The following is a 20,451-nucleotide window of genomic DNA, read 5'->3' as shown; positions in this document are numbered from 1 at the left end:
ATTTTCTTATTGATCGATGGTGACATCGAAAGTGATTGCCTGGGTAGTGCCGCCGGCGACTGTGCCCAGATCGACGCTGATGCCGGTTGCGCTGGCCTCGCCCGCGTCATCTCCGCTGGCATCGGTCAAAGTGCTGCCCGCCAATGTGAGAGATCCGGCCACGTAAGTCGTGTCGGTCGGGAAGGCATCGGTGACTGTCAGATCGTCAACAGAGCCGCTGCCTGCGACTTCAGCGGAGATGGTGAAAGTCACGACTGAGCCTGGAACCGCGCTGGTGCCGCCGAATGGATCGACGATGGTCGCAGACTTGACGAGATCGACTGTTGTGATCCCAACCAGCAGTGAACCCGTTGCGGTTGCATCGGCACCAGTGCTGCCAACGATCGCATCACCGCCGCTTACACCTTGTCCAGAGAAGCTGGTTCCCGGCGCGCCCGTTCCAGTGACCGCTTCCGCTGTCAGCTCAACGTCGCTCTCTTCCGTATCGGTCGCGCCAGCAGGCACGGTGACCAGTACGAAAACTGTCAGCGTGTCGTCTGCATTGAGCACTGCGGTCGTTTCTGGACCTGTCAGGATTTGATCGACACCCGGATCGTATGTGCCGTTGCCGTTCGTATCGACCGCAATGCCATCAACCGTCGTATCGAAGTCGTTACCAGCAACCGCTGGATCAGCGGTCAGCTCAAACGCCTCTGGGCCATTGCCCTGATTGGTAAGCTCGAACGTGAGCACTGCATCACCAGGCGTGGTGCCTACCGGACCAGAGTCCAGCGAGGTGACAGTCACATCGAGCAGTTCGTCAACCAGCACCGTAACGGTGTTGGAGTCGACCGTTTGCGGACCATTCCCGTCCTCGTAGGTCGCCGTCGCGGTGTTCTCAATCAGCGTACCTGCATCGACCCCGGCGGCATGCGCCGGAGCCACTGCAACGAGTGAAAAGGCACCTAGGGCGAGAGCCGAGGCGAACGTGTTAGCCAATGCGGACTTAAATGGGTTCTGTGTATTCATACGTAGAACAAATACGCAGTAATGGTTAACGAACTGTTTGGAGTTGGCGAAAAACCGCGGATTCCTGCCATTTGAAACAAGATTTAACACTTTAGCGACGCGGTTAATCCGGCGTTCAGCGCTTTTGGCCAGATCTTCACTCAGAATTTACCAAAACTCGCTTGATATCTGACGTTTGCGCGACTTTTCCCGCGAGACTAACGCCATGATTGGCTTTGGCCGCTCAAACCGCTTACGATCGCTGAACATGGGGACCGCAGACACTCAATCGCTCTTGGGCCGGGCTGGAAGCATGCAAACCAAGCATAAACTCTTGGTTTCGTTTGCTTTGATTGCGGCTTTGATTGGCGTTGTTGCCGCCTATCTGATCTGGTTCCACATTCGGATCGTCGATGCCCCTGCCCCGGCCCGGATGGAACCTGCGGCGCAATATCCGACCGAAGAATCCGTACTGGTCACTGAACTCGGTGTTCCGTTGGAGACGATCCGCCACTCCCTGGAGCGTGAGGTGCCGCGCACACTCTACTCGATTGATGAGCAGATCGAGGAGTGCATTCCGCGCGAAACGATCCGAGTGCTTGGTCGGGAGATCGGGCGAACCCCAAAAATCAGCTGCCAGCTGGTTGGACAAATTCAGCGCGGACCGATGCGCCTGTCCGGGCGAGGCAACGCACTGAGCGTCAGTTTCCCTGTCTCAGCTGAGATACAGGCACGCGATGTCGGTGGGATCATCAAGCGTGAGACCGCGACGGCCGCAGCCAATGTTAGGCTGACAGCGCAGGTCGGAATTGCGCAGAATTGGCGCTTAAAGCCTGATGTTCGCGTTTCTTACCAGTGGTCCAAGGAACCCGGTATCGATGTTCTGGGGCAACGCATCCGTTTCACCCGGCGCGCCAATGCCGAACTGGCACCAATTCTGGCCAAAGCAGAGAAAACGCTTGAGCGTGAACTGTCAGCGCTCAATCTGCGTCCACAAGTGGACCAGCTCTGGAAGCAAGGTTTCACAACCCTCTCGCTGAATGCTGACAATCCGCCAGTTTGGATGCAGCTCAACCCGACAGCGATCGGAACGGGCAATCTTCAGGTATCCGCTCGCCGTGTTACCGCTCAGGCAATGCTGCGCGCAAAGCTCGGTATTTTCGTTGGCGACAAGCCAGCAGTGCCTGAACCGAAAAATCTGGGCAGCAATGCTGGCATCACGCGCGATACGGGTTTTGAGGTCACCCTGCCTGTGCTCGCCAATTACGATCAGCTTGAACCGGTTCTTTTGCGCGCGCTCAAACGAGTGGCTGAACGCGGCATCGCAAAAGAAGAACTCGGCAGGCTCGATCTCGAGTTCGAGAATGTCACACTATATGCGGCCGAAGGCGGCCGGTTGGCAGTTGGGATCGAGGCTCAGGTTGAACCCATTGGCAATTTGACGGACCGAATTTGGGGACGAGCAAAAGGGACCATTTGGTTGACTGGATTGCCATTGAGTGAACCAAACAGCCAGGTCGTGAGGATCGAAGACCTACAAGTGTTTGGCGACATGGACACCGCAGTCGGAGATTTGTTGGTCCGGATCATGGCCAGCGAGGATGTAAAACAAGAGATAGAGCGATCTCTGGTTGAAGACTTTAGCAATGATTACAATTTAGTGATTGGAAAAGCTAAGGATGGCGTGAGGTCGATTAAGGCTGGTGATTTCAACCTGTCGTTTGATATCTCGGACCTGTCACACGGCCAAATCATACCCACTGCCGAGGGTCTATTTATGCCCGTGACCGCTTCTGGTTCGGTAACTAGTACACTCGTATCGCAGTAGCGATCTTAGAAAGATTTTATAAATAGGATTTATGTAGCTGAATTTATAAGCTTATTCGAATTTCAAGATCCAGATGCTTGCTGCCAACGCAACACTGCCTAGCCCCATCCCACCTGCAACCAACTTCATGCTCATTCGCTCAATCGGCTCTGACTTGTGCGCTTTCAACCTGGACTGAACTGAGCAGCCCTTCCGTTCAGCAACCCAGAAGATAAATAATCCGACCGCGATAAACAGTGTCGCGATTGCCTTAGGAAGCCAAATTGGTTCAAGTTTCCCAAACAATGCATTGAAACCAAGTCCAATTCCGACCGAAGCAAGCCCCGTCCTCATCCATCCAGCGAACGTCCGCTCATTGGCCATCAGGGTGCGATCCTCGGCCCAGTCTGTTCGGTCTTCGGCGAGGTCTGTGCGCTCCTCAGCCATTTGATTGTTCGATTGTTCTGCCATTGCCAAGGCATAGTAGAGCGTCACCAAGCAGGCGACACTTTTCTGCCACGCTAACCGAGCTTCCTGCAGAAACCGAAGTTTTCACAAGCCAAATGCCGAGAAGGCGCGTATGGGCACCCCCAACAGATTGCGGGCGCCGTGCGCCCATTACCCACAATCCCCATTTAACCGGCCAATCTGGGCCGCTGCGCGCGCCTCCGCGCGCACTTGCATTTGAGATCAATTCATGAGTTTTCCAAGCCTTCCAGCCTGCCTTCAGGCGGCCCTCTCCGAACGCAATTACGATGCCCCAACCCCTGTCCAAGAGGCAGTGCTAAAGGCGGATGCACTAGGCCGTGATCTGGTCGTCTCCGCACAAACTGGCTCTGGTAAAACAGTCGCGTTCGGCCTCGCAATGGCAGGCGAACTGCTCGACGAAAGTGGTAACTTGCGCAGCGCGCCCTCACCTTTGGCGCTCGTTATTGCACCGACGAGAGAGCTTGCGCTGCAGGTAAGCCGCGAGCTTGGCTGGCTCTACAGCAAGGCTGGCGCGCGTATCGCCACCTGCGTTGGCGGTATGAACCCGTCGCAGGAACGCCGCGCTTTGCGCGCTGGCGCAACCATCGTTGTCGGCACACCCGGCCGCCTTCGCGATCATCTGGAACGCGGCGCGCTCGACCTGTCCGCACTGGCTACTATCGTCCTCGATGAAGCCGACGAAATGCTCGACATGGGCTTTCGTGAGGAACTCGAAAGTATCCTCGATGCAACGCCAACATCGCGTCGCACTCTTCTTTTCTCAGCGACAATGCCCCGCCCAATTGAAGCTTTGGCGCGGCGTTATCAGATCAATTCCCTGCGAATTGCCACCATCAGTCAGCAACGCGGCCATGGCGATATTGAGTATCAGGCGATCACCGTCTCCCCGACTGAAATTGAAAACTCAGTAGTCAACTTGCTCCGCTATCACGAGGCGGAAACTGCGATCCTATTCTGCGCGACGCGGGACAAGGTTCGGCATTTGCATGCCACCTTGCAAGAACGCGGATTTGCCGTTGTCGCCCTTTCCGGAGAGCATTCGCAGCAAGAACGCAATCAAGCGCTACAAGCCCTGCGCGACAAACGCGCACGGGTTTGCGTGGCCACAGATGTGGCCGCGCGCGGCATCGATCTTCCCACTCTCAGCCTAGTCGTCCACGTCGAAATTCCGCGCGACGCGCAGGCGCTACAGCACCGTTCTGGCCGCACAGGGCGCGCCGGGAAGAAGGGCACGGCAGTGCTCATCGTGCCGTTTTCTCGCCGTCGCAGGGTCGATTCTATGCTGAAATCGGCCAAAATTGAGGCTGATTGGACCGACGCTCCTCGCCCGGAGGCGATCCGAGCGAAAGATCATGAGCGTCTGCTGGAGAAATTGCTGCAACCCATTGAAATGGATGAAGCCAATCAGGAGCTTGCTAGCAAACTCCTGGCCGAGCGCACACCCGAAGAGATCGCAGCCATGCTGGTGCAAGCGCACCGTTCAAAGCTGCCTGAACCCGAAGATTTGATCGAAAACACCCCAGAGGCCCACCGCGCAGCGCAGAAGGATACGCATCGCCCGGGCTTCGAGGACACCGTCTGGTTCCGCATGAATATCGGCCGCCGGCAAAACGCTGGCCCGCGCTGGGTCATGCCGCTGATCTGCCGCCGCGGACACGTGACGCGCAACGAAATCGGAGCGATCCGTATTGGTCAAAGCGAGACTTTCTTTCAAATCCCTCGCGCCATTGCCGACAAGTTCGCCTCCGCTGTGGCGCGCAGCGCTGGCTCTGTCAGCGACAATGGCGACGAACAGGACAACATCCTAATCGAAGCGTCGGACCACGGCCCGCGTGACACCGCCCGGCGCAATCGCAAATCGCATGCTGGCCCGCGCGACGGCGATCGAGGGCCTCGCGTGAAGGCGAAGCCCGCCCATGGCGGCAAAGATAAGAATAAAGGCAAGCCCAAGAAATACCGCAAAGGCAGCGATGACCGAAAAAGCGAGAGCTTCGAGAAAAAGCCTCGAAATGAGGGCGCTGGAGCAGCAAAAGGGCCTCGGAAGGCAAAGAAGTACGAGAATGGCTCAAATGGGCCTGGAAAGCCGTTTAAAAAACAAAAGCACTCAAAATAGGCCGCAGACGCGGCCTATTGCCACTGAACACGCCGGGCCGTGATGGCCTAAACGCAAGAAGGCTGCGCTCGGGAAATCCGGCGCAGCCTTTCTTTTGCCATATGCAAGCTAGGTCATCCTACTTCTTGCATTTCTTATCTTTGTCCTTCTTGCGGAAGATGTTGCCCACATTGCACAGAACCTTACCAGTCACTTTCTTGGCATTCTCGGTGTGGTGCTTGGCGCGATCAGCCGCGACGGAGACTACGGCCTCAACAGGCTTGTCGCTCTTAGCCGCGTCGGCATAGCGGTTTGTGGTCTCCCGCACGCTCCGCAAGTCCGCGCCGGTTGCCTGGCCGACAGCGGCCCGATTTTGCGCCCCTGCCTCACGAACTTTCTCAGTTGCGTAATTCGTGGCAGCCTTCGCATTGCTGAGATGATGCTGAGCGCGGCTCTTAGCGACCTCGCCAAAGGCTTTGAGCTTCTTGTCGCCTTGAAGCGCAGCGCCATAGCGCGCGGCGACATCAGTGCGACGCTCCAGTTTCACGCCTGTTTCGCCCTCAATGGCACTGCGAGCGTTGCGATCAAACGCGTCAACCTTTTGGCCAAACTCGGCCGTTTTCTGGACCCCTCTGGCAAATTGCTCGCGCTTTTCTGCGCCGTAATTTTGCAGGTTCTGCTTTAGGCGCCCTTTCTCAGTGAAAGTCGCTTTGACGTTGGTCCAATTTTCCTTGTGATGTTCGCGCCGCTGCTCCCAGACGTCCTTCATGGAAACGTCTTTGTCGAAGATAGCTGCGCCATATTGAAAGCCAGTGGTTAGCGGATCCTGGATTTCCGCACCGGTCAGCGCTTTGACGCTCTCCTTGCCCGCCGCCTCTGCGGCCAGAACGGCCAAGCCTACGCCGGAGCCTGCAACGACTGCACGCGCGCCTTTGCCCGCTTTGCCAACGGTTGCGCCTGTTTTCGCCATCTTGGCTGCCTTCGCAGCCTTTGCGCTCGTTTGCGCCGCTTTCGCCGCCTGAGTGCCGGTTTTGGCGGCCTTAAGACCGCCCGCGCCGCGTGCCGCCTGAGCGGTCCGTCCCGCGTTGTTCAGTTTGGTGATGTCGCCGCCCTTATCAGCAATACCGCGCATCAATTGCGCTTCATTGATGGGGGCTGCCTTACGCACGGCTTGCGCCGCATCGCCTTTGGCGAGCAGATTGGGCACATCGGCACCTTTGCCAAGCAGCTTGCGGCCCAGAGCCTGCTCCCCGCGCACGGCTTGGCCGCTGGCCTTGATCGCCTCACGAGAGCTGCGGGCTTTGTTCCCGCGAGCCACCAAATCATCAAGCTGAGAGCCCTTGCCGATGGCCGCGCGATTGCTCGCTGGCGCATCGATCTTGCGGATATTGCGCGGGCCTTCCGCCGCATCACGCGCCTTTAGAACGTCGCCAGCAGTTCTGCTGTTCGGCGCGCGGCGCGCGTTCTGTGCAGCTTCGCCCTTTTCGATAACTCGGCCAAGGTCGGAATTTGCGATATTGGCAGGCCGCGCATTTACCGACCGAGCTGTGGTCGCCGGTTTCTTGCGTGCGTTTTGCGCTGCGGTGCCGCGGCGCTCCATCTCCGCCAGTTCGTCCGCGCTGCCAGCAATCCGGTTTGCCCGAGCGGCCTTGGCCGCCTCACCGCGCTCCTTCAAATCACGCAGGCTAGTAGGCCGCTTTGAAGTCGCTGTCTGGCGCAGGTTCTGGCCAGCGATATTGGTGGAGGTCGGCAACTGACGAACCTTAGCTGCTGGTCCGCCGCTGCGCTGCGCTTCACCAATTTTCTTGGCGATATCGGCAGCACCTTTGCTCGGGTTGACGATCTGCCTGGCAACCGCTCCAATCCCGCCTGCGACAAGCAGGGTTTTCTCATCATCAGACAATTCGCCGTCCAGCGCGATGTCCATATCGGCGGTCGATTGCGCCGCTGGAGTATCCGTCTCTTCCTGCGCCAACACCGGCGTTGCCACCATCGCAGCGGCCAAAGCCGAAACGCTCAAACCCTTTGTGATCTTTGAAAACCGCATTGTCTCATTCCCCAAATCTGTCCGCTTACCCGACCCACCGGGTTTGTCTGGATCCTGTTTAGGGAAAGGTCTGGCTGTCTAGAATGAGGTGAACACCCCAATTGTTGCGGAGCCTCAGAATTGCGGCACTAACCGTAGCGCGAACGCTAGCTTGCGGAAGGCAATTTGATCGCTGCAACAGTCCCCTCGCCCGGCCGAGAGGTTAGCTTGAAAGAAAATCCATGCCGTGTTGCCAGATCGTGGACGATCGCAAGTCCCAGACCGTCGCCACTCGAGGCTTCGTCCTTGCCTCCGCGCTGCTGAGCCTTGCTAAGAGCCTGCGCATCCATACCCTTGCCATCATCACGCACTTCGATGAGGCACGTGTCTTCATGCCGGATGCTGACGCGCACTTCACTGGGACTGGCATGGCGCAGAGCATTGGCGACCAGATTGCTGACAGAGCGAATAAGAGCCAAAGCTGGCACCGACGTTTCGCATGGCTCAGTCTGAATTTTGAGAACAACCCCAAGGTTCGCGGCTTCCTGAGCAAACATATCTTCGACGGTTTGCACGATCAGCTGTAGCGAATACACTTCGTTCTCCGCGCGGGACACAGCCTGTTCTGCCCCCTCCTGATCGCTGTATTCGCGGGTTAGCTCTTCGAGATAGTCTACCGCCTCGCTCAGACGCTCTTGCAGAACGGGAGACAAGTTATCCGCCTCTTCACGGATGGAGGCCCTCAACCCGACCAAGGGCTGGCGAATGTCGTGGCTGGCAGAGGCCAGTTGCTGCTTGCGGCGGACAGCCGTTTCTCGTGCACGCGAATACTCTCTTTCGGTCTCCAGCAACCGGCGATTGGTTTGCGCGTTCGCTTCGAGGGCCGAAATACGTTCCAGCCTCAGCCGGTCGCGCTCTTCCAAGCTCCGGCGAATATCTACGATAACGAACACCAAGAGAGTCGCCGCGACAACCAGACGCACCATATCGCGGACGAAGCCCACGGAGAGTTCGGGAATGATCGTTCCGACGAGATCCGGCTCAACGGCAATCAAAACAACCGGACTAAGTCCAATAATGCCAACCACGATCTGCCGCAGCGTCTTGGCCATTTCCAACCGGAAGACGACCACGGCCACAAGTGCCAAGAGCACACCATAATACAGCACCAGTAGATAGGCGTCATATTTGAGGTGTAACAGGCCAGCCACGATGGCTAGCGGCAACAGCCATATGATCAGACGCGCCGCAGGGTTTGAAAAGCGATCATATCGCCCCCTGAACGCGAACAGCACGATGTAAAGATTGCTCAATGAGACAATCGCAATGCAGGCCCGCCAGGCTGCACGGGCAGTCTCAAAATCGGGGCTAAGGATCGTCACGAACAGCGAGACATCTGCTTGGATCGCAGCAAGCGTCAAACCGATCCCGAGCAATGCAGTGATCTTCCGGTTCGCCAAAACGCCCAGCACTACCAGACAAACCCCGACCCCTATGAACGAAAGGAATACGATTGCCTTCAGCATCGTGCCGATGATCTGGTTGCGGCCCAATTCTCCTTCACGAAACAGGCCAATCGATGGCCTGTCGACCGAAGCCAGATTGACCAGCACTGTCGCCTGTTCGCCGGGATCAAGCATGAAGCTGGAGGAGTGCACGTAGGTGAGCTTGCGCGCTAACAGTTCCGCATTGTTGGTGGCGTCACCGCCGAGGATCTGAACCGGTGCGGCACCACCTTGCACCAAATAGACATCGGGCCTGACATAGAACACACCGCCCAGGCCAACGCTGCGGCGGATGCTCGTTTCATTGTCCGCGGCCGCCTTGATCGGCAATGCAATCCACAGCCGGCGCTCGTCCAGAATCTCGGACTGCGTTGATTGGTAACCGCGCGAAAAACCGCCGCTTCTAAACTTGGTCAAGGCTTGCTGGCTGGTGAGCTCTTCACCCTCTTGCGTTACGAAATACCAAGCACTGCCTTCTACTTGCTCGGCAGGTTCGCCCCGCTTCAGCAGCACGGAACTGGCTTCGCCCGCTGAGACTTCTTGCCCATTTGCAGCAGGAGCCGCCATCGCAGCGAACCCCAAGGCCGCACAAACGACAGCAGCAAACAGACCAAATGTCCATGCGCGCCCGACCCAAAGATTTACCCCCTCACCCATCTTTTGTGCTATACACAATTTGCTGGTGAGCAGCAGGGGGAGATCGTGATGGTCCGGGGGGCTCCATGACATTTGGCCGGGAATTCAAAGCTGTGATCGCTGACGACCACAGCATCATTCGCGGGGCCTTGGCCCAATTGCTGAGCAATGCTGACGCACTGGAAGGCTACAGCTTCGCAGTTTGTGACCAAGTTTGCGACGGCATTCGTGCGATTGGCGCGATCCGAAAACATCAGCCCGATTTGCTGATGCTGGATGTTACCATGCCCCATGCGGGCGGCACAGAGGTGTTGATCGAAGCCCGCCGCTGGCTGCCGGATTGCAAGGTAATTGTTTTCACCGGTGTCGAGGCAAGCGGCAAGATCGCTGAGCTGGTCGAAGTTGGCGCAGACGGGCTCTTTTGCAAAAGCGATGATCTGGACGAACTCACCGCTGCGATCCCGCGCATTATGGAGGGCGGCCGGGTGGTCTGCCGGCGCTTTACTGAAATGCTTGAAAACGCGGCGGACATCGAACCTCTGACCAGCCGAGAGCGGCAGGTTTTGAACCTCGTCGTTAGCGGGCAAACCAACCGCGAAATCGGCGAGACCTTGGGTATCAGCATCAAGACGGTCGACCGGCACCGGACCAGTGTAATGCGCAAGGCTGAGGCGCGCTCGGCGGCTGAATTGATTGCCTATGCACTGCGCGAAGGCTTGGTTGAGGCGAGCTCTACTTAAAGAGGCACATCGGGCATCAATCGCTTTCTCGGCGACCTCGGCCTTGTTAGCGCAGGTCTTCAACACTGACCCAGCCCAACACGCCATAGGCATCACTGACCGGCAGGAAGATGCCATGCAAATCACCGATCGGCGTAAGCTCCATGCCGGGCCGGATGCTCCGCACGGTCTCCGCTTCGCGGGTCGGCTCCAGATACAGGAACGATGCAGCGGCAACGACCACGGGTGGCGGCCCAGCAGGTTCAACTGGCTCGGGATCTGCAACCGCCTGAGCGTCGGCAAGCTCCGCATCGCTAGCCGTTTGTCCCACGCCCAAAGCTTGCGCCTGTGCAACCATATTGTTGTAGGCGATGACGAACCCTTGGATCATCTCGCGCCCGTCCTCTTTCTTGGTGTAGCGGCTACCTTCCACCGCTTCTTCGACCGCCAGCATCCAAAAACCCTCCGGTGACCGAGCCATGGCATCGTCATCGCCGTCATGGAATTTGAGTTTGGTTTTCTGAACTAGACCGGTGCCCGATGCGATCGCGGCATTTTGCGCGGTATCGACCAGCGCGAGACCGGTGATCACCGTATTCTTTTTGCCAATCCCAACCATGCCAGCCAGCCCATTGACTACCGCCCCGGCCAGAGGGACCATGCCAGCGATATCGCCAGCCGTGCCCATCCCGCTGCGATAACCACTGTTCTGCGCCAGAGCGGCCGCATTCGCGACGCCCGCATTGTTGAGATTGGTGGCTGTCGCGACTTCCACCTTGTCGCCGGCCACCACATTCAGCATGAACTGCGCAGGCTCCCCGGTGCTGGGATCATAGATCGTGAAGCAACCCGACTGCACAACCAAGGCCTCTATCATAGCCTTTGGGCTGCCGAGGTTCTTGTCGACCCAGCTGCGCGCCTCTCCCTCGATAATAGCAGCGGAACCAAGCGGCGTGTGACAGCGCACCAGCTCAATCGGGCGATGCTTTGGCCCAGCAAGCGCAGGGCTTGAGGCCAGACCTCCAAGCGCAAGCCCCAATGCTATAAATACTCCAAGGCTGCGCATCACTGGCTCCAGCTTTGGTTTTTACCGGCAAGGCAATCCCACAGTTGAATTCTGCCGCCATTGGTTTCTGAGTCCGGCCCATGGGCATCGAGACAGCGCCCTGTGTTCTCATTCACAAAACTCACCGCGCCCGGCGCTCCAACGCTCCTTGCAGACCAGATTTGCGCCGGGTTCCCGTCGCAACCGAAGGCCCGTACAGGCGCGCCATTGTCTGGCCCGACAGCCTCGAGGCACATCCCGCTGGCCGTCACGATCAGGCCGTCATCTTCAAGATAAATGAAGTTCTGATTGGCACCGCCAAGGCATTCCCACACCTGCAGTCTACCACCTTGCTGGCCAACGTCCGGGCCATGCAGATCAAGGCACATGCCGTCGCCGCTTTGGATCGGGCTGGTCATCTCTGGCGGCAGTTCCATCGGATCGGGGCGGCTCCGCCCGGCAAAGCCATCTTCAGTGAGGACAATCTCTTCGCCGATCCGCATCGCTTCAAATGCCCCGGGATAGGAGAGCTCAACCGGCGCCAGCGTGAATTTCGGATCAAATAGCCCATTACCGCCCGAGGCAAACAAAGTGCCGTCTTCGCGAAGTGTCCATTCCATCTCTCGCTGCAGCAATTCATCATAGGCGACCATCTTCTGGCGGTCGGTTTGGCGCAAGCGTGAAGAGGTGACCATGCCAGGCTCAACCACCCAAATGAACAGGTGGGTCCATTCCTCCATCGCGATAACAACGCCGTTCTCAATGATGACCTGCTTGCCCAGTTCGCGCAGCCGCCAGACACCATCAATCGGCAGCGGTTCACCGGGCGCAACCTGCGTATAATCTCTCAGCGCCGCGCGCGGCCGGTTGTCTTGCGCCTGCGCAGCGGGAGCTGCGATCGCGATGCCAATCGCCGCCAAAATCGCCCACAGCCAAAGGCGCAGCTGGGCCTGTTTGTTCAGATTGATAGTTCTATTTAGCACTGCTGTTGCCCCTCAATATGGCAACCTTTGTGCAACAGATCGCCAGCGATGCGAATGAGGTGCATCCCCCAATTTGGTGCACGAGTGAAGATAGCTTAGTCGTTTTCAGCTCTTTGCTTCATTCAGTACCTGGCCGGTACGCAATTTTCAGGCCAGCCAAGCTCACATTCCAGAGCTTTAGTTTCACAACGAATTTGCCGCCAAAGCTCGAGTAATCTGAGCTGACATGTCCCTCGCATTGGAAGAAGCTCAAAAGCGGCCCGCCGTTGTCAGCTGTGATATCCGCTTATTGTTCGCCTTAAGTGTTGATCGGAAAGTTTGGGAGCGCGGCATTGCTACAAACGGTTTTAGAGCGAACGCCAGCATTACCATCGAAATCATGGAGTGCATTTGTGCAATAGCAGTAGCAGATTGCCATTCCTCTGCCCAGCCTTGCCCTCGTCGTCAAAGCGGGTGGGGCGCGCATGGCTTGAATATTGCCAGGGCTATAAGGAAGACCCCGCTATTCACATGAGCCGGGTATTTGAGGAAGTCGGCGGCTATGACGAGATCGTCATGCTGAAGGACATTCCATTCCAATCGCACTGCGAGCACCACATGGCGCCGATCACCGGCAAGGCGGCGATTGCGTATCTCCCCAATAAGAAGGTCGTTGGCATCTCAAAGCTCGCCCGCGTGCTGCATGGCTATGCCCGCCGATTGCAGATCCAGGAACGGCTAACGGCAGAGGTCGCGGCCTGCATCTGGGACAATCTGGAGCCGCAAGGCGTTGCCGTCGTGATCGAGGCGCAGCATGGCTGCATGACCGGGCGCGGTGTGCGCACACCGGGCGTTGGCATGATCACCTCGCGGCTCTTGGGCTGTTTCCTAGAGGATCACCGCAGCCGCAAGGAAGTCATGGCTCTGATGGGCTATGGCTAGGCTTTAGCAGTGCGGCGAGCCGCACTGGAACGCATTTGCGTTTTTCAATTCCGTGACTTTTGCGCAAAAGTGCCAATTTCCAGCGGCTTGCACGCAAAATGCAACGTGACGTTGTGACTTTTGGAATTTGCACGCGCAACAATGCGGCTCGGCAGCGCAAAGACGCAGCTGGTAATGACTGACACTGACGATGGGAAAGAGCCTCGTTCGGACTAGCGCAAGCCGCTGTGGTAGGAAAATCCGCGCGCGAGCGGGTTAAGCCCTTCAAACTCGCGTTCTGACAGGGGCGATGCCACCGGCAACGCAGGTTGTGCTGGATCAGCTCTAATCTCGCCAAGCAATTGCCGCGCAATCACCATACCGCGATCGCGGTATATACGGCAGGCAAGCGCTCCCCTAAGCCTGCGCCAGAATTTTTTGGGTAAAAAAGGGGAAATACAAATGCGTACGTTACTTTTGACCGCCACGGCGACCACTGCGGTGGCGATGGGGATTATGACCATGCCGCAAACCGCACAGGCGGAAACCTGCCTGCTCGACATCAATGGTGATGGGGTCGCCAATACAGGAACCGAATCAGATGGCACCGCCGGTGCTTCGGACAATTCTACCACAAACGGGCAGTCGTTGGCATGCGGCAATTCTTCTGTAGTTGATCCGGAAAACACAGCTGGCGACGGGGCCACAGCCTTTGGCATTAGCGCGGATGCGCTAGGCCCAGGTGCTCTGGCGATAGGCAAAGATGTGCTTGCTGACGGAGTCGGTGCAGTGGCCGTGGGAGGCGATGCCGACAGCCATGGTGCAAATAACATTACGAGGGCTGTAGGCAATGGAGCATCGGCATTTGGTGTTGGCGCAAATGCCGCCGCCAACAATGCAACCGCTATCGGATTTAATTCTTTAGCAGATGGGGCAACTGCAACTGCCGTTGGGGCCGGTTCTGATGCTGGCGCTAATAACGCAATTGCCATTGGCAATGCAGATGCATCGGAGACGCAAGCCATTGCCGTCGGTTTCGATGCGGAAGCTGTTCATGTCAACGCAATTGCCGTGGGCGCGAGCGCAGAATCACTTGGGAACAACGCAACCGCAATCGGTGCCTTTGCGGAGGCAGGGTCTGAATCGATCGCAATCGGCCTCAGTGCAAATGCGCAGCTCACCAACGCTATCGCGATTGGCTTTGAAAGCGACGCCACTGTTGCAGGCGCGATTGCGATTGGCGGGGATGGCGTTGATGGCGACTCAATTGGCGCGCAGGCGACCGGTGAGCAAGCAGTCGCTATCGGTGCGGATGCCATTGCGTCTGGATTGTCCGCGGCTGCTTTGGGGTTTAGGGCGAGTGCACAGGGCGTACAGGCAACCAGTATTGGAACGGACGCATCCGCAGGTGGAGACAGTAGTATTGCCTTGGGTAACGCGGCATCGGCATCGAACGTCCAAACGATCGCAATTGGAATTCTCAGTAAAGCTGAAGGTTTCAACTCAACCGCAATCGGCGTTTCAGCAAGGGCAGTGGGATTCGACGGCATCGCGATTGGCTTTGAAAGCGACGCTCTTGGCACAAGCGCGATTGCGATTGGCGGGGATGTCGTTGATGGCGACTCAATTGGCGCGCAGGCCACCGGTGAGCAAGCAGTCGCTATCGGCGCGGATGCCATTGCGTCTGACTTGTCCGCGACTGCTTTGGGGTTTAGAGCGAGTGCACAGGGTGAAAGGGCGACCAGTGTTGGAGCGGACGCATCCGCAGGTGGAAACGATAGCGTCGCCTTGGGATCTTCTGCATCGGCATCGAACGTCCAAACGATCGCAATTGGAATTCTCAGTAAAGCTGAAGGTTCCAACTCAACAGCAATCGGCGTTTTAGCTAGGGCAGAAGGACTCAACGGCATCGCTATTGGATCGGGCACAAGTTCCACAGGAGACGGCCTCGCTATCGGATCGGGCGCAAGTTCGAAAGGTGCGGGGGTTGCGCTAGGCCCAAATGCATCATCAGCTGAAGGCACCGCAATTGGCGAAGACTCAAGAGCAACATCAGATATAGGCACCGCGCTTGGCATGGGCGCTGTATCAATGGGCAGCGGAACTGCGCTGGGTGCCGATTCCGATGCCACTGGCAATGCCTCCACTGCCGTGGGATTTTTTTCCAACGCTACCGGTTCGTTCGCGACTGCTGTTGGCCAATCATCTTTTGCAACCGGAGAGGCGTCAACCGCAGTTGGGGTGAATGCCGTGGCTGGTTCCGATAACACATCATCCTTTGGCGTGGGCGCAAATTCAACCAGCGCTAATGCATCAGCTTTTGGTGTTACTGCCATTGCGTCTGGGTTCGCATCGACAGCCCTAGGCGCAGAAGCGCAGGCATCGGGAAACGGCTCAATCGCCCTTGGTGCCGGAGGCTCAGGCGAGCTTGGCACCGGTGCTCAGGCTCAGGGAGATAGGGCGATCGCACTTGGGATCAGCAGTGTTGCTGGCGGCGTAGACTCTATTGCCATCGGCAGTGATAGCGTTGATGGTGATGTTCTCGGCGCGCAGGCTACCGGTGAGCAAGCCATCGCCCTTGGCGCGGACGCGGTGGCGAGCAGTCAGGATGCGAGTGCTGTTGGGTCAGCTACGATTGCGATTGGTCAGGAGGCGTCAGTGTTTGGCGCAAGGGCGCGGACCAATGGCGCGTTGGCAACGGCTGTGGGCGCGCGTTCTGTGGCAACCTCAAATGGCACATCGGCCTTTGGGACGGGGTCTCAAGCCCGCGCGCTTAATGCGACCGCAATTGGCAACTCAGCGCGGGTTGAAGGCGCTTTCTCAACCGGCATCGGTGCAGGCGTCAATATTACTGACACAGCCAACTCAGCGGCTGCGGTGGGCTTTCAAGCAAACGTCAGCGGCAGCGCTGGCACAGCGGTGGGCAGCTCAAGCGAGGTCACCGCGCAATTTGGTACAGCTGTGGGCCGTGAGGCGAGCGTTACGCATGTGAACTCGACTGCGGTTGGTTTTCAGGCAGCCTCCACGGCAGCCAACCAAGTGGCGCTCGGAGGAGACGGATCATCCGTGCGGATCGGCGATATCGACGCCAGCACGGCGGCTCAGGTGGGCCCGGTTGATGCGGTGACGGTGGATGCGAACGGCACACTGGGCCGTCAAAGCGTGGCCACCGCCGCCTCGGTCGACAATGTGCGGGTGGCGCTCAATGCTGTCGCCCAAGTCTCGACCGCGCAGTTCGATGCGCTGTCGGGCAGGGTGCAGGATCTGGATTTCCGCCTGCAAGACCTCGACCAGCGCGCAAGCGGCGGGATCGCAGCGGCGATGGCGTTTGGCGGGACGATGATTGTGCCGGATAGCAATGTCTCGGTCAGCCTCAACGCGTCCACCTTTCAAGGAGAGCAGGGCTTTGCAGGTGCGATCACTGCGCGCGTTGCGAACAAAGTGTATGTTTCTGGCGGTGTGACTGGTTCAACTGCGCGAAACACCACAGGCGGACGCGTCGGCGTCGCGTTCGGGTTTTGATCGCGAGCCTGCTTGGGGGAGAAGCAATATCCTTCTGCCCCCAAGCAGGCACTTTCTTACCTCAGGAGTTAGGTTCAGAGCCGAACGGCTGCCATAGCGGGAGAGATCGAACGAGATGATCGACAGTAGCCCACTCGAAATTAGCAGCCGAGCCAGTTAGTTGCTCAAGCCAAATGTCCGCGCAAGACCCATTTCGAAGGATCAGCCCGGCACAGCATTGGCCGTCAGCGCGCGGATTACCCCGCGGATTTCCGCCAAGCCTTTCATCCGGCCAATTGCCGAATACCCTGGATTGGTGGTCTTGGAGACATCCCCCATCATCAAATGGCCGTGATCGGGCCGGATGAAAATTTCGCGTCCCGTCGCGCGCTCATTTGCAAGCAGATTGCGAATGACGCTCAGCATATCGATATCGCTATCCAGATGGCTTGCTTCGATAAATGTTCGCGGTTCTTCTGAATTGCGCGAGACACCGCGCAAATGCGCAAAATGAATGCGGTCCCGGTAATCGCGCGCCATTTGCGGCAAATCATTATCGGGCCTGCTGCCGTAGGTGCCAACGCATAAGGTAATGCCGTTTGACGGGCTTGGAGCCGCCGCAAACAGCTTGTCCAGATCAGCCGGCGTGCAAATCACGCGCGGCAATCCAAACATATCCCATGGCGGATCATCAGGATGGATGGCGAGCTTTACGTCCAGCTTTTCTGCGGACGGCAGGACGCGCTCCAGAAAGCCGACAAGGTTTGCGCGCAATTGGTCGTGATCCATCCCATCATACCTCGCCAGGATGGCGCGAAAATCATCAAGTGAATAGGCATCGGTCATCTTGCCCGGAAGCCCAGCGATGATCGTCTTGGTGAGACTATCAACCTCTTCCTGCGACATCGCATCAAATGCGGCCTTTGCGCGCGCCAACTCCGGCTCGTCATAATCCGCATCAGCGGCCTCGCGCTTCAGAATGAAGAGATCAAACGCTGCAAAGCGATCTTGATCAAATTTGAGCGCATACGCCCCGTTTGGCAGGCGGTGGCGCAAATCCGTTCTTGTCCAATCAATCACAGGCATGAAGTTGTAGCAGATGGTCTTGATCCCCTCTGCCGCGAGGTTTTCCATGCTTTCGATCCAAGCCTGAACATAGGCCTCGTGCCCTGCTGCGCCGAGCTTAATATCCTCGTGCACCGGAATGCTTTCAACTACGGTCCAATGCAGAGTTGAGCCCGGCACATTGCCTTCTTCAATCATTGCACGGTGGCCCGCAATCTGCTGGCGCGGCCAAGGCTGGCCAATCGGAATATCGTGCAAGGCGCTGACGATATCCGTCGCGCCCGTTTGGCGGATCTCTTCCAGACTGACCGGATCGTTTGGCCCAAACCAACGCCAGGATTCGCGCATAATCGTCGCTCCGTTAAATCATGCCCATCAGGCCTTGAAAGCCCATATAGCCAGTGACGAGCGAGAACAGAAATATCGCCCCGAGCCCTGAATTCGTCAGCCATGAATGGCGATATTCGCCCATCAAATCAGCGCGATTACCCAGATACATAATGCAAGCAACCGTGACCGGAAGCAGCACAACGTTGAAGGCCTGGCTCAGGATCAGGACCAAAACCGGCCTCGCATCGAAAAGCGGCACGACAAGCCCCAGCAAAGAGATGATCCCGACGAACAATCGGTACTGCCAAAGCGTCATATCGCGCGGCGTGCTGCGGTAATCGCACAGCAGCCACGGGATTAGAATGAGGTTGGGAAACTGCGAAGAGACCCCCGCCGCAATGATGCCAATGGCAAAGATGGAAACGGCCAATGGTCCCGCAAGTGGTTCAAGCAAGCCGATCATTTGCGACGCTTTTTCGAGCGGAATGCCTTCTGCGAACAGGCTGCCCGCGGCGGCCGCCATGATCGATGCGCTGATGATGAACATCATTACCGCCGCGAATGCCGCGTCACGGCGCTGTTGCTGGTCTTGGGCAATGGTCCAACCGGCTTCCTTCACTAGGGTGGTGCGCATGATGAACAGGCCAGAAAAAATGGTGGTGCCGACCATTGAGGCTATCAGCAGCAAGGGCCCGGCTTCGCTTGACCCGACATCGGGCACAGAAGGCACCAACCCTGCGGCCATATCCGAAACGGGCGGCATCAGAATAAAGAAATTGAGTACAAAGCAGACGCCCATAATGGCGACGACCACAGCGAGAATGCGCTCGAAAATCTGAGTGTGGCCGCCCCAAAAGATATAATAGGCAATCGCGCAGAAAAACGCGGCGCAATAAAGCGGCTTAATCCCGCCCGGAATGAAAGTCTTGGACCATTCGTAGGCGATCTCAGCAACGATGCCCATAACGCCCATCAGGCTTGCAAAAACGCCAATGCCGAGGGCAGCGATAAAGAACAGGCCCACAGCCGGATGGATATGTTTGCGAAACGCCTCAAGCGCGGTTTCGCCGGTCACCAGCGTGTAGCGGCCATAGGTCGCAACCATCAAAAAGGTTGCGGCGCAGGAAATGAGCACCGTCCACAAGAGCGCCATGCCGTAATTGGCTCCTGCAGAAGCCATGGTGGTGACGCTGCCGGTGCCAATGTTAAAGCCGATCAGGAATATTCCCGGCAGGAACAGAGCCAGCTTGGATCTCCAGCTGGTCGCCTTTCCTACCTCTGTCATGGCATTGCCTCACGAGTCCCCATTCGTGCCCACTCCTCTTCCCTAGCTCTTTCCAGTCAGGGTAAAGATTGATGGGTTAACTGTCCATCAGACCTTGCCGCATCTACAGGTCAAATAGGCTTTTACGTGAAGCCTCCAAAGGAGGCATCGCCGGGCCTTTGAGCTTCTTCGCAATATTCATTCAAGATCAGTCCGCATACCTCTAATCGAGTGTCAGTCGATGACCGGATTCGGGAATTTTCCTAAGATACCAAGGCACATCTATCGGCCCGCTACGAACCATCACCCCGTGACAGTAAGTGAATGTCTAGCCGCCGCACCTGAGTGTTAGCTAAGGCTGTCATCAACTCTTGTTGAACTGATAGTTTACTGTGCGCTTCAATTCACCAATCGGGTGAGCAAGTTATTCTGCAAACGCTTTGCCACCAAGGTTAGGGCACCATTGGCGTCTAAAACGGTGACGTGGACTATGCCTTGTGGCCGCGGCGTAACAATGTGAACGTATAGGCCAAAATCGGAATCGGACTTTCGCAGATAGTGAATTTCGTCATCCTCTGTATACGCTAAGTAACTGGAGTATTCGTATTCCTGTTTCTTGCCGGGTTCTGGCTCGTAGATATGGAACGCGGCGGTTCGGCGTCCAGTAACTCCGTCTTCAAAGATATCCCATGCAGAGGTGGATAGATTTCTCCTGCCTGGCCGATCCTGCGGGCTCAAAACGGGGTCGATATCCATGTCGTATCGGCGGGTGGAAACAGGCTTGGCAGTTGCAAGATCTTCAATCGTTACATCGATCGCGAAACCTGCATTGTAAGACCAACGGCAATTGGTATTTGAAACTTCGCGCCGGACAATCTCAAAACGTGATCGCACACTGGAGATCATCACGTCGTCAGATACGAACGGACAAGGTCCGACCTCTAGCATTTCAGCCGTCTTACCCGTGGCAGCAGCGAAGGAGATCGGTGTGCTCGTCAGTGTGTCCTCGCTCGAGGCCTGAGCCGACTGGCCCGAACCGCAGGCGGTGAGGCCAATTATGTTGGCGATGATAAATCCCATTCGTAAAGTCATACGCTTCCGC

General features: G+C 57.3%; 13 protein-coding genes and 1 pseudogene. 5 read left to right on the top strand and 9 right to left on the bottom strand.

From position 1 onward, the window contains the following. Positions 1-6: 6 nt before the first annotated feature. On the bottom strand, positions 7-1,008 hold the full coding sequence (locus AC0V6V_RS14060; RefSeq protein ID WP_486165938.1) for a hypothetical protein: 1,002 nt from the start codon (positions 1,006-1,008) through the stop codon (positions 7-9). A gap of 292 nt (positions 1,009-1,300) precedes the next feature. On the opposite strand from AC0V6V_RS14060, the gene AC0V6V_RS14055 reads away from it, so the two are divergent. Beyond that, on the top strand, positions 1,301-2,815 hold the full coding sequence (locus AC0V6V_RS14055) for a DUF4403 family protein (RefSeq protein WP_486165937.1): 1,515 nt from the start codon (positions 1,301-1,303) through the stop codon (positions 2,813-2,815). Between the two features lie 51 nt (positions 2,816-2,866). On the opposite strand, the gene AC0V6V_RS14050 is transcribed toward AC0V6V_RS14055, so the two are convergent. Continuing rightward, a complete protein-coding gene (locus AC0V6V_RS14050; protein ID WP_486166110.1) occupies positions 2,867-3,289 on the bottom strand; it encodes a YidH family protein in 423 nt (140 codons plus the stop codon). Between the two features lie 202 nt (positions 3,290-3,491). On the opposite strand from AC0V6V_RS14050, the gene AC0V6V_RS14045 reads away from it, so the two are divergent. Further along, positions 3,492-5,396: a DEAD/DEAH box helicase gene (locus AC0V6V_RS14045; protein ID WP_486165936.1), complete on the top strand. Its 1,905-nt coding sequence runs from the start codon at positions 3,492-3,494 to the stop codon at positions 5,394-5,396. Positions 5,397-5,514: 118 nt separating this feature from the next. Here AC0V6V_RS14045 and AC0V6V_RS14040 read toward each other — a convergent pair whose 3' ends face one another. Both AC0V6V_RS14040 and AC0V6V_RS14035 read right to left on the bottom strand, forming a co-directional pair. Further along, positions 5,515-7,422, bottom strand: coding sequence for a hypothetical protein (locus tag AC0V6V_RS14040; protein WP_486165935.1), 1,908 nt, complete (start codon positions 7,420-7,422; stop codon positions 5,515-5,517). Between the two features lie 146 nt (positions 7,423-7,568). After that, positions 7,569-9,563 carry a sensor histidine kinase gene (locus tag AC0V6V_RS14035; protein WP_486165934.1) on the bottom strand — a complete coding sequence of 665 codons (1,995 nt, stop codon included), beginning with the start codon at positions 9,561-9,563 and terminating at the stop codon, positions 7,569-7,571. A 65-nt stretch (positions 9,564-9,628) separates the two neighbouring features. Here AC0V6V_RS14035 and AC0V6V_RS14030 point away from each other — a divergent pair, with 65 nt between their 5' ends. After that, positions 9,629-10,282: a LuxR C-terminal-related transcriptional regulator gene (locus AC0V6V_RS14030; protein ID WP_486165933.1), complete on the top strand. Its 654-nt coding sequence runs from the start codon at positions 9,629-9,631 to the stop codon at positions 10,280-10,282. 46 nt (positions 10,283-10,328) lie between these two features. Here the strand turns inward: AC0V6V_RS14030 and AC0V6V_RS14025 are convergent, their stop codons facing one another. Further along, complete coding sequence (locus AC0V6V_RS14025; RefSeq protein WP_486165932.1) at positions 10,329-11,327, bottom strand: hypothetical protein; 999 nt, start codon at positions 11,325-11,327, stop codon at positions 10,329-10,331. Then, positions 11,327-12,289, bottom strand: coding sequence for an RICIN domain-containing protein (locus AC0V6V_RS14020; protein WP_486165931.1), 963 nt, complete (start codon positions 12,287-12,289; stop codon positions 11,327-11,329). The genes AC0V6V_RS14025 and AC0V6V_RS14020 overlap by 1 nt, the downstream gene beginning before the upstream one ends. A 432-nt stretch (positions 12,290-12,721) precedes the next feature. Here AC0V6V_RS14020 and folE point away from each other — a divergent pair. Together folE and AC0V6V_RS14010 are read left to right on the top strand one after the other, a co-directional pair. Beyond that, positions 12,722-13,210, top strand: a pseudogene (gene folE, locus AC0V6V_RS14015) (GTP cyclohydrolase I); the annotation flags it as partial. A gap of 441 nt (positions 13,211-13,651) precedes the next feature. Beyond that, on the top strand, positions 13,652-16,711 hold the full coding sequence (locus AC0V6V_RS14010) for a YadA-like family protein (protein WP_486165930.1): 3,060 nt from the start codon (positions 13,652-13,654) through the stop codon (positions 16,709-16,711). Between the two features lie 201 nt (positions 16,712-16,912). Here AC0V6V_RS14010 and uxuA read toward each other — a convergent pair whose 3' ends face one another. The 3 genes from uxuA to AC0V6V_RS13995 all read right to left on the bottom strand — a co-directional run bounded on the left by uxuA (position 16,913) and on the right by AC0V6V_RS13995 (position 20,441). Further along, the gene (gene uxuA, locus AC0V6V_RS14005; protein ID WP_486165929.1) at positions 16,913-18,103 is read right to left on the bottom strand and encodes a mannonate dehydratase; all 1,191 of its coding nucleotides are present in this window, start codon (positions 18,101-18,103) and stop codon (positions 16,913-16,915) included. Positions 18,104-18,116: 13 nt separating this feature from the next. Then, positions 18,117-19,370 carry an Nramp family divalent metal transporter gene (locus tag AC0V6V_RS14000; RefSeq protein WP_486165928.1) on the bottom strand — a complete coding sequence of 418 codons (1,254 nt, stop codon included), beginning with the start codon at positions 19,368-19,370 and terminating at the stop codon, positions 18,117-18,119. A 378-nt stretch (positions 19,371-19,748) separates the two neighbouring features. Next, positions 19,749-20,441 carry a hypothetical protein gene (locus tag AC0V6V_RS13995; RefSeq protein WP_486165927.1) on the bottom strand — a complete coding sequence of 231 codons (693 nt, stop codon included), beginning with the start codon at positions 20,439-20,441 and terminating at the stop codon, positions 19,749-19,751. Positions 20,442-20,451 lie beyond the last annotated feature (10 nt).

Source organism: Erythrobacter sp. S249 (assembly GCF_057364975.1).
Note: the sequence above shows the minus strand (reverse complement) of the source record. Positions and strands in the feature narration are given on the sequence as shown.

Excerpts from the sequence above, each read along its gene's own strand:
- AC0V6V_RS14060 (WP_486165938.1), bottom strand. The coding sequence starts at position 1,008 with ATGAATACACAGAACCCATTTAAGTCCGCATTGGCTAACACGTTCGCC.
- AC0V6V_RS14055 (WP_486165937.1), top strand. The coding sequence starts at position 1,301 with ATGCAAACCAAGCATAAACTCTTGGTTTCGTTTGCTTTGATTGCGGCT.
- AC0V6V_RS14045 (WP_486165936.1), top strand. The coding sequence starts at position 3,492 with ATGAGTTTTCCAAGCCTTCCAGCCTGCCTTCAGGCGGCCCTCTCCGAA.
- AC0V6V_RS14040 (WP_486165935.1), bottom strand. The coding sequence starts at position 7,422 with ATGCGGTTTTCAAAGATCACAAAGGGTTTGAGCGTTTCGGCTTTGGCC.
- AC0V6V_RS14035 (WP_486165934.1), bottom strand. The coding sequence starts at position 9,563 with ATGGGTGAGGGGGTAAATCTTTGGGTCGGGCGCGCATGGACATTTGGT.
- AC0V6V_RS14030 (WP_486165933.1), top strand. The coding sequence starts at position 9,629 with ATGACATTTGGCCGGGAATTCAAAGCTGTGATCGCTGACGACCACAGC.
- AC0V6V_RS14025 (WP_486165932.1), bottom strand. The coding sequence starts at position 11,327 with ATGCGCAGCCTTGGAGTATTTATAGCATTGGGGCTTGCGCTTGGAGGT.
- AC0V6V_RS14010 (WP_486165930.1), top strand. The coding sequence starts at position 13,652 with ATGCGTACGTTACTTTTGACCGCCACGGCGACCACTGCGGTGGCGATG.
- uxuA (WP_486165929.1), bottom strand. The coding sequence starts at position 18,103 with ATGCGCGAATCCTGGCGTTGGTTTGGGCCAAACGATCCGGTCAGTCTG.
- AC0V6V_RS14000 (WP_486165928.1), bottom strand. The coding sequence starts at position 19,370 with ATGACAGAGGTAGGAAAGGCGACCAGCTGGAGATCCAAGCTGGCTCTG.
- AC0V6V_RS13995 (WP_486165927.1), bottom strand. The coding sequence starts at position 20,441 with ATGACTTTACGAATGGGATTTATCATCGCCAACATAATTGGCCTCACC.